This is a genomic window from Rhizobium vallis (assembly GCF_003985155.1).
Classification (GTDB): domain Bacteria; phylum Pseudomonadota; class Alphaproteobacteria; order Rhizobiales; family Rhizobiaceae; genus Rhizobium; species Rhizobium vallis.
In genome coordinates, this window is sequence record NZ_ML133694.1 from 260140 (window position 1) to 272765 (window position 12626).

A 12626-nucleotide genomic window follows, 5' to 3' on the forward strand; every position below is an offset into this window, starting at 1 on the left:
AATGTCCCGCAAAATGCGCCGCCCTTAAGGGTGCTCTCAAAATGAAACGCCGCGGGATTTATCCCGCGGCGCCTCAGTGATCATAGGTTCACAAGTCTATCAGGCGCTGGTGGCGTCCTGATGGAGGTTGATGCCGATGCCGGTATAGGCAAAGCCGTGCTTGCGGACCTCGTCGCTGCGGTAGATGTTGCGCAGGTCGACCAGGACCGGAGCGCGCATCGACTGCTTCAGGCGATTGAAATCGAGTGCTCGGAACTGGTTCCATTCGGTGACGATGACAATTGCATCGGCGCCGGCGGCGGCTTCATAAGGACCGCTTGCATATTCGATGTTCTCGATCACCTTGCGGGCGTTATCCATGCCTTCGGGATCGTAGCCGATCACTTGTGCGCCACTGTCCTGCAGGGTCTGGATGATGGCGATCGCCGGGCTGTCACGCATGTCGTCGGTGTTCGGCTTGAAGGTCAATCCGAGGATGGCGATCTTCTTGCCGCGAATGTCTCCGCCGACGGCCGAAATGACCTTGCGGCCCATCGCCCGCTTGCGGTTGTCGTTGATCGAGATCGTCGTCTCGATCAGACGGACCGGAGCGTCGTAATCCTGCGCCGTCTTGGCAAGAGCAAGCGTGTCCTTCGGGAAGCAGGAGCCACCGTAACCCGGACCGGCATGCAGGAATTTGCCGCCGATACGGCCATCGAGACCGATCCCGCGCGAAACGTCCTGGACGTTTGCGTCGACCCGTTCGCAAAGGTCTGCAATCTCGTTGATGAAGGTGATCTTCATCGCAAGGAATGCATTGGCCGCATATTTGATCAGTTCCGAAGTGCGGCGGTCGGTAAAGACCAGCGGCGCCTGGTTGAGGTAAAGCGGACGATAGACCGCGGTCATCGTTTCGCGCGCGCGGTCGTCGTTCAAGCCGACGACGATACGGTCGGGACGCTTGAAATCTTCGATCGCGGCGCCTTCGCGCAGGAATTCGGGATTGGAAACGACAGCGATATCCGCGGCAGGATTGGTTTCGCGCATGATACGCTCGACCTCATCGCCGGTACCGACCGGCACCGTCGACTTGGTGACGATAACCGTGAAGCCTTCGACATAGGTGGCAATCTCGCGAGCAGCCGCATAAACGTAGGACAGATCCGCGTGGCCGTCGCCGCGCCGGGACGGCGTGCCGACTGCGATGAATACGACGTCGGCGCCACGCACGCTTTCGCCGACATCCGTCGAAAAGGACAGCCGGCCGGTGCTGGTGTTTTCGGTGACCAATTGATCGAGACCCGGCTCATAGATCGGAATGCGGCCTTCGCGAAGGGCTTCGATCTTGCTCAGATCCTTGTCGACGCAGATGACGTCGTGGCCGAAATCCGCAAAGCAAACGCCTGAAACGAGGCCGACATAGCCTGATCCAATCATCGTGATGCGCATATTTCCCTCAAATCATTAGAGTAGAACGTCATGCTGCGTCGCAGCATGGGGTCCGTCATACTGAATCTGGGCGAAAAGACAATATCGAAGATCGCCTGATACCCACATCGGAAGTCGAGCTTTGGGCGTTCCTGCACGCTGCAGGCTATCCCATCGACAGCAAAAACATAGGTTTGTGTGGGCGATATGACAAGCCGAGCCGTTCGTTAGAGCCGGCTCGACTTCAATCCCGGGACGGGAGGAATCTGTGTATGCGCTGCCTCGGCTGCTACAGCCGGTACCAGACGTAGGGGTCGGTTCCCGATTGAATCTTGTCCCAGCGCAGATCGGTATCGCGCCAGTCCTTGATGCTGCTTTGCCTGTTGTCGAGCACGAGGTCGCCCTTGTCGGTTCTGACCACCAGCACCGCATGGCCCTCGCCGGAGGGTGTGTATGCCGTGGCGATCCGCAATGCGCGCGACGACCAGCCCATCGCGATCAGCCGGCTGCGCTTGGTCAGCGCGAAATCTTCGCAGTCGCCGCTGCGGACATTCACCTTCCAGACATCGCCGTTCAGTTCGTTGCTAGGGTCGTTCCGGCCTTTCATGGTCCGATTGACCGTGCTGTTTACATCCTTCAGCTGAAGCATTTCCTTGTCCGTCAACGCAACGACCGACAGGCCATTGTTGTCGCGGCATTCGGCCGGGTTCTGCGCACAGAACAGCACCTGGGCGAAGGGCGGAATGATCGTGCCCTTTTCAGAGATATAGCTGACCGCCGAACTGCCGCTCAGGCCGCGGGCAAAACCTGCGGGACCGGCGGCAAATGCCGAGCATGCATTACCTGCCGCAAAAGCCAGTGCCAGAAGTGTAACGAATGTTTTCTTCATCTCTTAAATCCCCGTCAGGACAACCGATTGAGATCAGGCTTGCCTTTTGTCTCAGTCAATGGCATGGCGATTTAGTAATCTGCCAAGTATTGGCTGCAGAACGTCTGTCCCGTTCCTGCTGCTTGAAGGAGCATAGTCGGGGCTTGTCTCGATTGATTTAAACCTTTCGCGACAATTTTAATCGATGTGGATTTCTACTGGACCCTAGCATGCAAGCGCTTGATATGCAACTTTAATTAGCATGACGAGATGGCTCGTGGCGGTTGTCTCGCAGGATTGATCGCCGCCTGATTTGGTAAACGAAATCTGATGTTGTCCAATCTTATCAACAGGAAGGTCTTGCGCGAGGTTCTCCTCGTTGCCTTTATTGGTCTCGTTATACTGACACTCATTCCGTTCGGCAGCGTCACGCCCTTTCCCTTCACCTTCGCCGCGATCGGAATGTTTTCCCTCGCCATCATTTCGGCTTTGCTGTTTGGAGAGCCGAGACAAAGCAGATGGGTTTTCAGTATCGCTTTGTTTCTGCTTGTCGTGCTGGCGGGCTGGACGTTCATCCAGACGATCGAGCTGCCTTTCAATTGGCTGGCGCATCCCGCCTGGGGTGCCGCACGCGATCTCGCAGGCGTCCGATACGCCGCGATCTCGGTCGAGCCGGCCGACACGCTGGCGTCGATCCTCCTGATCGCCCTGCCGTTCGTTACCTTCCTGACCGGGCTTCTCTTATGCGATAACGATCAGCGCTCCAGAAAAGTGCTTGCCGGCCTTGGGCTTTCGGCGGGCGTCATCGCCGTTTTCGGCCTGCTGCAGTTTTCGATGTTTCCCAACATCCTGATCGTCGTGGAAAAACATGCCTATCTCGACAGCCTGACGGCGGTCTTCGTCAACCGCAATACCGCCGCCACTTTCCTCGGACTTGGGGTACTGCTCATGCTGACTCAGGTCAGGGAGATTACCCGTGCCTATTCGAAATATCCGCCCGGCGAGCCGGGCCGGAACATTCTTCTGCTGAAATCGTGGATCTATGTCCTGCTGCTCTGCGCATGCTTCACCGCGCTGATGCTGAGCCATTCGCGCGCCGGCATATTCGCGACCTTTGTCGGCGCTCTCATCTATTTTCCCTGGCTTGTCGTCAATTGGAACAGCTCGAGACGGTTTCTCAGGCTGGAGCCGAGATGGCGCTCGCTGCTGAAGTTCCTCGCGGGCGGTATCTTCGTCGTCGTGTTGCTGGCGATGTTTGCCGGCCAGGCGATCTTGCGTGCGCAGGAACGGCGGCTCGAAGACGATGATCGGTTCTGCATCCTGCCAGGCATATGGCGTGCCATTTCGGATCATTGGCTGACGGGGACGGGTCTCGGGACATTCCGGACCGTATTTTCCGCCTATCGCGATCCGGCCTGCGGGATTTTCGGCATCTTCGATCGCGCGCACAATTTCTATCTCGAAGGATTTCTTGGCTTGGGGATCATCTTTCCGATTGCGGCAATCCTTGTCTTTTCGGTCCTTGCCAAGGTCTTTTGGCGCGGAATCGCCGACAGACGGCGCCTGAGACACTATGTCCTACTCGGCATAGCGGCGACGGTTCTGGTCGCCCTTCACGCGGCGGTCGATTTCTCGCTGCAAATCCCCGGTTTCGCGGTGTTTTTCGCCGCCTTCCTCAGCGCCGTCGTCTCGATCAGCCTCGGCCGCAGCCAGAGCGAAACGGATCGGCAATATGCGTGATCCCTAAGCAATGATTGGCTTAAATGAATGGGTTTTATGAAGATTTTTCGAAAATGCCCTTGTCCCGGCGCTGCGGGTTGACTCTCAAACCTAAGAAATTTTATAGCGGATGCGGCCTTTAGATTATTGCCGGCACCAGAGTGTCGAGCTGGGGCCGTTTCGTTTGCTGAAGGGGTCGGCGTTGCTGACCTGCCACAGTTAGAGAATGTTAAACGGCTTTTGGCGATTATGATCGGGGATTGTCTTGTATTTTGTCAGATTGCGGGGCAGTAGCTCAAAGTGCGTCAACACGGGTTATTCTATGGGTTGTTTTCCTGTCGGTAGTACACGCGTCGCCATTGTTGTAGCGCTGATGAGTATATTGGCAAGCTGCACGTCCTTGCCAAGATCCGGTCCTGATCACAAAGATGTTGATCGAGATGCAACGGTAAAAGTGACAACGAAGGATCGTCGCGTCGGCATCGATTACGCCCTCGTCGATCTCAGCAGAAACGTTCTTCCCTATTTTACGTCTCCCCAGCCAACCTCCTTCAAGGGGTTTGGTGGCGGTCGAGGCGGAGCGCCCGAAATTCCGCTCGGTTACGGCGACGTCGTTCAGGTTGCCATCTTCGAAGCGCAGTCCGGCGGTCTCTTCATTCCGTCCGATGCCGGCAGCCGACCCGGCAATTACATCTCCTTGCCGAGCCAGACCATCGACAGAAACGGGACGATCACCATTCCCTATGCGGGACGGGTTCCCGCTGCCGGTCGCCTGAAGGAAGTCGTGGAGCAGGATATCGAGGATCGCCTGGCGAGCCGCGCCATCGAGCCGCAGGTGGTCATTACCACGACGACAAGCCGCTCCAGTCAGGTTGCCGTGCTTGGTGACGTCAACAATCCGCAGCGCGTCGAGATCAGTCCGGCCGGCGAGCGCGTTCTCGACGTCATCTCCGCCGCCGGTGGTTTGACGACCAACAATATCGAAACGAATGTGACGCTGCAGCGCCGCGGCAAGACGGCGACCGTCGCCTACAACACGTTGTTGAAAAACCCGACGGAAAATATCTATGTCGCGCCTGACGATACGGTCTCGGTCGATCATGAGCGCCGCACCTACCTTGCCCTCGGTGCCGCAGGCGTCAGCGGACGTTTCGATTTCGAAGAATCCGATCTGACCCTCGGGGAGGCGATCGCCAAGGCGGGCGGATTGCGTGACGACCGCGCAGATCCGGCTCAGGTCCTGCTCTATCGCCTCGAATCCAAGAAAACGCTCGCCGCAATGCATGTGGATACGTCGCGATTTGCCGGCGAGACGGTTCCGATGATCGTTCGCGTGAATCTTCGTGACCCGGCCACTCTGTTCGCCGCCCAGCAATTCAAGATGGAAGACAAGGATATTATCTATATTTCCAATTCGGACTCTGTTGAATTGGTCAAGTTCCTTGACATCGTGAACTCCGTATCGTCCACTATTTCCGGAGTAGCAGATGATACCAAGGATACCCGCAACGCTGTACGGTCCCTTGGAAATTGATTTGAAATAGGCGGGCCGGCGCTGATTGTGAACAATCGGAGCCGGCCATCTACTTCGCAGATTTCATTAAGGAAAGCGTAGTTATGGCAAGGTCAGGTGTTTATCGTAAGCTTGCTTATTGCGGGATCGTCATGGCGATGTTTGCAGGCATGCATTCGAGTGCCTCTGCGGCAGCTTGCATAAGGCTTGCAAATCTGACTCCCGTCGATATCAGCGGATTTACGGCCAACCCGGCCGCCCTGCTTGAAGCGTCTGATCCATTGGTTTTGTCATCGCGCGTCCGCGCGCTGGTTGCAAGCAGCAGTGATGCGCTGTCGCTGGTGATCGAGCAGGCCAAGAAGGCCGATGCTGCACAGATGGCTGCTATCGGTTCCGGTCTTGGGCGGGCCGCAAACAGCTGCCAGATAGCGGATCCGCTATACAAGCTCGCCATCGAAAAGGCCGTTGCCGAGGCGGCGACCGCCGATCCGAACCTGGCACCGCTGCTTGCCGCCTTTGCGAAGGCTCTCGCCGAAGGCGGAACCGCGGCGCTCGGCCCGGGCCGAAGCGCTGCATCCGCCGCAACCGGCATCGGCAACGATGGGTCGATTGGTCGGACGGGGCCTGGAGCGGACGACGGTACGCCGTTTGAGGGTAGCGAGACAACCGCAGGTACACTGAAACTCTCGAGCACCGGGGCAGGGCAATCGTCCACAGACTCGACACAATCGACGAGCCAGAGCGTCCCGGTCATACAATAGCTGGATTTGCCCGTAGATCTTAGCGCTTGACGCCTTTGATGGAGATCGAAATTTGCTGTCGCCAGATAAACTTACGCCACGTATCGACCCCTCCCGCGATACGGGAAACGAAGCTGATTTCATCGATTTCGATAAGCTCATCGCAATTGCCCGCCGCCAGTGGCGGATCGTTGCGGCGTGCGCCTTGGCCTTCGCCGTTCTCGGCGCCGTGTACGTTATCACGGCGGTTCCGGTTTATACGGCTGACACGAGCGTCCTGATCGATCGCAGCGACAACCAGGTGATCAACCAGTTGGCGGCTTTCGGCCAGTTGGACGATGACGAAGGCACGGTTCTGAGCCAGGTCGAGCTGCTGAAGTCCGACACGATCGCTTACGCCGTTGTCGATAAGCTGAAACTTGTCGACAACCCGGAGTTCATGGCGCCGAAGAACTCGCTTTTTTCCGTCGCAACGCTGAAATCCCTGGTGGATTTCAAATCATGGTTCGCCGATGATGGGGCCGTTGCACCCGATGTAGACATGAAGCGGCGAGGCGCTGCCGAGACCGTGGTCGCCAACATCGATGTCGAGCGCGTTAACAAATCCTACGTCCTCGATGTCAGCTATACCTCGCAATCCCCCGATCTGGCACGTCAGATCGCGTCAGCGATTGCCGACGTCTATATGGTCGACAAGCTCAATTCGAAATACGAGGCGACACGCCGGGCGGGCGAGTGGTTGCAGGAGCGCATCGAAGAGCTTCGGCAACAGGCACTCGATACCGACCTCGCGGTTCAGAAGTTCCGCAGCGAGCATGGGCTGGTCGAGGCAGCAACCGGCACGCTTCTCAGCGAGCAGCAGCTATCCGAGCTGAACAGCCAGTTGATCAGCGCTCAGGCCGCGACGGCGCAGGCTGAAGCAAAATATACCCGCATCAAGTCGATCATTGACGCCAAGCAGACCGATGCGATCGTCACCGACGTGCTCGACAGCTCGATTGCGAACGATCTCCGCAAGAAATATCTGGAGGCTTCGAAGCTCGACACTGAAATCGAGGCGCGGCTTGGTCCAGACCACGTGCAGGCGGTTCGCCTCCGCGCGGAGATGGCGGAATATCAACGGCTCATGTTCGATGAGTTGAATCGTATCGCCGAGAGTTACCAGAGCGAGCTGCAGGTCGCGAAATCGCGGGAAACCTCTCTGCGGGATAGCGTCACGCAGGCAACGGGCGTGGCCGCGACGGCTGGCGAAACGCAAGTCCAGCTACGTGAGCTCGAGCGGACGCGCGATACCTACAGGAATCTCTACCAGAACTTCCTGACGCGCTACCAGGAAGCCATTCAGCAGCAGAGCTTCCCGATTACCGCCGCGCGTATCATCACGGCCGCGGAGACCCCGACGAAGCCGAGCGCCCCGAAGAGAAGCCTTGTCGTCGCTTTTGCGATGTTCCTGGGATGCGCCTTCGGAAGCGGTATCGCAGCTTTCCGTGAATTCCGTGATCGGTTCTTCCGCACCGGCGATGATGTCAAGGACATGCTCGACGTGGAATCTCTTGGCGTCATGCCGCTGATCGAAGATAATGTCGACGATCCGACGCTGGTCGATCCGGGCAATCCGCGAAGCATAGCCAGGGGTGGTAAGACCACCACCTATGCCGAGGAGCATCCGCTGTCGGCCTTCGCCGAGACGCTTCGAAGCGCGAAAATCGCCATCGACATCAGTGCGGCCGATCAGCGCTGCAAGGTCATCGGCGTCGTTTCAAGCCTGCCGGGCGAGGGCAAGTCGACGACTTCAATCAATTTTGCCAAGCTTTTGGCAATGCAGGGGGCACGTTGCCTGCTGATCGACGGCGATATGAGAAATCCGGGAGCGACCCGCGCCATCGGTCGCCATGCCGAGGCCGGCCTGCTCGAAGCGATCGTCGACAACCGTCCGCTCAAGGACCTCATCCTTCTCGATCCCAAGACAAAGCTCGCATTCCTGCCGACAGTGGCGCGCTACCGCGTTCCGCACTCTTCGGAACTGCTTGCCTCGCGCGGCATGGATCAGTTGCTTGAAACGGCGCGCCAGAGCTTTGATTACATCATCATCGACTTGCCTCCTCTGGCACCGGTGGTGGATGCGCGCGCTATCAATTCGAAGCTCGACGCAGTCGTCTTCGTGATCGAATGGGGCAAGACTTCGCGGAAGGTGGTCCAGTCGACCCTGTTGTCCGAGCCGGATCTCTATAGCAAATGCGTCGGTGCGATCCTGACCAAGGTCGATCCGTCGCAGATGAAGCTTTACCGGACGTTCGGCTCCAGCGAATATTATTATAAGCGCTACTCGCGGTACTATACCGAAAGCTGATGGCGAGCGGTCGGGTCGTCTCGGTCACCAGGATCGTTTTCGTTCTCGTCACCGCCATATTCGCGGCACTAGCCGGTCGAGAGCTGTACGCTTCAATAAGAGCGGCCAGCATCTCGATCGTCGCCGAAAGGATCGAGCGCGGCGAGGCCGTCGCCGATGACGTCACGGCCAAATATGCCTCTCGGACCGTCGATATGATCGCCCGAGGGTATTGCCGCTCCGATATCGCCGCCGCCGGGGTCACGCTTGTTCTGGCTGAGCTCGATCGACAGAATATCAATAGCAATTACGACGCCTGGGCTGTTGCCGCATCGAATGCCCGCCGTTATCTGCAATATGCGCTTTCCTGCATGCCGACGAACAGCAATTTCTGGCTGCGCCTGGCGGCCGTTCAGTCGGCCATTGCCGAAGAGCCCCTGTCGATTGCGGGGATGATGAAGCGTTCTGTTGCGCTCGCGCCCTATGACCAGTCGATGGTTCTGAGCCGGTTTTATTTTTGGAACGGTTTCACCGATGCGACGCTTTCAGCTGCGGGCAATGCGCTCAATAGCGATCTCACGACGATGCTGAGACTTGGCGACCGATGCATGGTCAACGCCACCATAAAGAAGCAGATCAGCCCGCAACTCCGTCCGATCTTTGATGAAACCTGGGCGAGGGTCGGAACGGGGGCGACGGCACGCTTCCAACAGCGCTGCAGCAAATAACTGCTTTCCGCAGGTTCCTAATGACTGCTCCAAGGCTCACACGAGCCTGAGATCGCTGCCTGGAATGGAGCAGCGGTTTTGCGATTAGCGATGCGGAAAACAAAAGACCTGAAGTGTGATGAGCAAAGCTGAAAGATCGCGCCCGCGCTTTATGTGACGAAGACAGGGTATCGGTTCGAGCAGGCTGCCAATATCGGCCGCCAGAATTCCGGGAAACCAAACTTTAGATACAGCAATGCCCGCCGCTTGCGCGGCGGGCATTGCTGTATTGATTGGCTGATCGATGATCAGACGACGGCGCCGGAAACGACGTCCGTGCCCGTAATGTTGAGCGTCAGAACGCCGACATCTGTGTGGCCGTCGCCGTCGGAGATCTTGTAGTACTGGACGGTTTCCGTGACATGGTCGCCCGAAGCGATATCCGACGTCAGTTCATAGCTGAACGAGCCATCCGCTTTGACATGGAACGTACCGTAGGTGCCGTTGATGTCGGTGGTTGCGCTCGGATTGCCGCTTACGTTGTGGCCGTCGAACACGCGGAGGAAGAGCTTGCCGTTGTCGCCGGCAATATCGTTGCTGAGAACGTTGCCGCCGATGGCGTCGCCTTCGTTGAAGCTCAAGTGGTCATCGACAGCGATCGGCTTGACCTGGGTTACGCCCTGGATGTTCAGGGTGAACACGCCGACGTCGGTGTGACCGTTGCCGTCGGAAATCTTGTAGGTGACGCGCTCAGTCAGCGTTTCACCATTGGTGAAGCCGATCTTGGCGGCGGCGCTCAGGACGTAAGTATAGCTGCCGTCCGGCTTGACGAAGAAGGTGCCGAAGTCGCCTTGGATTTCGGTGACCTGGCTGTTGCCCTGCTTGGCGCCGACGCTTTGTTGATCGAAAGCGCGCAGGAAAAGGTTGCCGTCTGATGTATCGTTCGACAGTAGATTGCCTGAGATAGCATCTGTTTCCAGGAATGTTGCAGTATCATCGGTTGCGTGAATAGCCACTATTGTCTCTCCTTGAATATAATTCGCGGATCAGGACTGACCTTCGCGAGCTGCCCGATTAAGGATATCTTAATAAAGGGAGTCAAGCGCATAATTAACGAGGAGTAAACATTTTTGGGGGAGTTGTGCAATAATAACACACGAAGAGCATACATAAGGCGATGAAACACCTGGGTATTATTTCATTAATAATAAGTGAATATGGCAAGCCTGGGATACGGCTGATTTTTTCTTCAGACGACAAGGATGTTTATTCCTGGGCAATTATTAAGAATACGGGCATCCATGTATGTGGAGATCAGATTTTCATCTAACCCCTTCGGGCTAGTGACGTAATATTGGGTTTTGTTTTTCATATTCCGGCTAACAACTGCAATAATCCGGCCTGATCGATGCGGGCGTAATGTTTACGCACATTTCAAAGTAACGTTACCTATGGATTCAAATAAAGCTTTCGGAATTACGCAAAGAATCTCCTGCTGTGTGACTGAGAAGTAAGGTAAACCGAATTCCCCATTGTGCAGTGCAACCTTGTTGCGGCGCAAAAATATCTACGCCGTGAAGTTGTTTTTGTTCCTGGCGTAAGAATTATCGCGAGATACACAGCATTTTAGTGTTTCATTTTAGCAGCCGGAGAGAGGTCAGCGGTTACAAGATTTCCAATATCTAGGGAGATCGCCGCATGACTGTCTATTATGTGAACTCAGCTACAGGATCCGACCACAACAACGGGACCGGCGAGAGTTCGGCTTTTGCGACGTTGTCGGCCGTTGAATCCCTGAGGCTGAAGCCAGGCGACAGCGTGCTGCTTGCTGCCGGAAGCGTGTTCAACGAGCAGTTCGACCTGAAATATTCAGGCAGCATCAGCGCTCCGATCACGATCGGCAGCTATGGCGTCGGCGATGCGCCGGTCATTCGCAGCGGCGTTAACGGTATTCATGGTTCGAGTGCTTCGAATATCGTGGTGGAGAATATCAAGATCGCGGATACCGGCGCAAACGCGATATATGCAGGAAATGTTTCGAACTGGACGGTCAGAAATGTCGAGGTGACGAATACCGGGGTCTCCGGAAAAGCAGGCTCCGTCAGCTTCCAAAACAGCCAGAACATCACGATCGAGAACAGCACGATTACCGGTGTCCGTGCCGATGGTATCTGGATGGATAAGGTAAAAGGCATCACCCTCGTCAACAACGTCGTCTCCCACAATCAGGGGAGCGTGGCAGACGCGATCCAGCTCAATGACAGCAGTAATATCCTGATCAAAGGCAATCATCTGGATCAGACAGCCACCGACAGCAACAAGGGTGTGCTGGTGCTGATCCGGGCCGAAAATGCCGTGGTTGAAGACAATACGCTGGTCGGCGGCGGCTTTGGGATAAGCGCCCAGGCAGGCAAGAATATTGCCATCCACGACAATGATATTTCGGGATACGGTGGTTACAGCTGGTCTTATGGTATCGGTCTTGGCGACTCGGGCGATGCAAGGAACTACGACATCAGCGGAAATTACGTGCATGGCGGCGTGTATGGCGTTTTGGTCAGTGCTGTCGGTTATCCAAATTATCTCCGCGAAAATATCGATATCCATGACAATGTCTTTGAGGGCCTGTCCTCGTCGGCGCTGAAAGTCGATAGGGCTGCGTCAGGTTCCTTCCACGACAATATCATAGACAGCCAGGTCTCGACGCTGACGATGCCTTCTGCAATTGCCGCGCTGAACACGTTCTCCGTTAGCGAAAACAAGACGCTGGAACAGGCGCAGGCCGAGCTCGGCAATCACGCGAGCGACGGCACGACCAGCGGGCAAGCGCCTGCCGCACCGGTCGTCGAACAGCATGTTGAGGTGCCCGCTCTGCCGCAGGTAAGCACTCCGGCGCCGACTGGCGAGGCCCACACCGCGCCTGTCCCTCCAGTTCCCGTTCCGACGATCACCGCAGTCCACGACAGTCTGAAGATCTCGGCCTATACGGGCAGCGGCTATCATGGCAATCTTCTTGCAAACGACAGCGCCGCCAATGGCATCGTGCTGCTGCGCCGCTTCGGCGACGGTGCGGTGGATAAGCACGGCCTGACGCTGACCGGGAAATACGGCGTCATCCATGTGGAAAGCGATGGCGACTATACCTACACGGTCGACATGGCGAAACTCGATGGTCTCAGCGGAAAGGTCAGCGAGTCCTTCCAGTACAAGATCTCCGATGGCGCTTCGCACATGGACGCGGATAGCTTGAGCATCGCCATTAATGTGGATGCATTCCACGCCAGCCATCTCTCACACCTCCTGGCGTGATATATCTCATGACAGTATCGGCGTAGGCCGGCTT

Annotated in this window: 9 protein-coding genes; 6 read left to right on the top strand and 3 right to left on the bottom strand. The window is 56.7% G+C overall.

Annotated features, from left to right (window positions below; all coding sequences use genetic code 11):
* Positions 1 to 99: 99 nt before the first annotated feature.
* Both EFQ99_RS24135 and EFQ99_RS24140 read right to left on the bottom strand, forming a co-directional pair.
* Complete coding sequence (locus EFQ99_RS24135) at positions 100 to 1428, bottom strand: UDP-glucose dehydrogenase family protein (protein WP_126923729.1); 1329 nt, start codon at positions 1426 to 1428, stop codon at positions 100 to 102.
* A 268-nt stretch (positions 1429 to 1696) separates the two neighbouring features.
* Positions 1697 to 2296, bottom strand: a complete 600-nt coding sequence (locus EFQ99_RS24140) for a transglutaminase-like cysteine peptidase (RefSeq protein ID WP_126923730.1) — start codon at positions 2294 to 2296, stop codon at positions 1697 to 1699.
* A 309-nt stretch (positions 2297 to 2605) separates the two neighbouring features.
* On the opposite strand from EFQ99_RS24140, the gene EFQ99_RS24145 reads away from it, so the two are divergent.
* The 5 genes from EFQ99_RS24145 to EFQ99_RS24165 all read left to right on the top strand — a co-directional run bounded on the left by EFQ99_RS24145 (position 2606) and on the right by EFQ99_RS24165 (position 9304).
* Complete coding sequence (locus EFQ99_RS24145; RefSeq protein ID WP_126923731.1) at positions 2606 to 4015, top strand: O-antigen ligase family protein; 1410 nt, start codon at positions 2606 to 2608, stop codon at positions 4013 to 4015.
* A 301-nt stretch (positions 4016 to 4316) separates the two neighbouring features.
* Positions 4317 to 5528, top strand: coding sequence for a polysaccharide biosynthesis/export family protein (locus tag EFQ99_RS24150; RefSeq protein WP_126923732.1), 1212 nt, complete (start codon positions 4317 to 4319; stop codon positions 5526 to 5528).
* Positions 5529 to 5611: 83 nt separating this feature from the next.
* Positions 5612 to 6268 carry a sugar transporter gene (locus EFQ99_RS24155; protein ID WP_126923733.1) on the top strand — a complete coding sequence of 219 codons (657 nt, stop codon included), beginning with the start codon at positions 5612 to 5614 and terminating at the stop codon, positions 6266 to 6268.
* 52 nt (positions 6269 to 6320) lie between these two features.
* Positions 6321 to 8597, top strand: coding sequence for a polysaccharide biosynthesis tyrosine autokinase (locus EFQ99_RS24160; RefSeq protein ID WP_126923734.1), 2277 nt, complete (start codon positions 6321 to 6323; stop codon positions 8595 to 8597).
* Entirely contained in the window at positions 8597 to 9304 is a 708-nt protein-coding gene (locus EFQ99_RS24165; protein ID WP_126923735.1) for a hypothetical protein, read from the top strand. Before EFQ99_RS24160 ends, EFQ99_RS24165 begins: the two co-directional genes overlap by 1 nt.
* 287 nt (positions 9305 to 9591) lie before the next feature.
* Here EFQ99_RS24165 and rapA2 read toward each other — a convergent pair whose 3' ends face one another.
* Entirely contained in the window at positions 9592 to 10299 is a 708-nt protein-coding gene (gene rapA2, locus EFQ99_RS24170) for a calcium-binding lectin RapA2 (RefSeq protein WP_126923736.1), read from the bottom strand.
* 682 nt (positions 10300 to 10981) lie between these two features.
* Between rapA2 and EFQ99_RS24175 the strand changes: the two genes are divergently transcribed.
* Positions 10982 to 12592, top strand: coding sequence for a right-handed parallel beta-helix repeat-containing protein (locus EFQ99_RS24175; RefSeq protein WP_126923737.1), 1611 nt, complete (start codon positions 10982 to 10984; stop codon positions 12590 to 12592).
* Positions 12593 to 12626 lie beyond the last annotated feature (34 nt).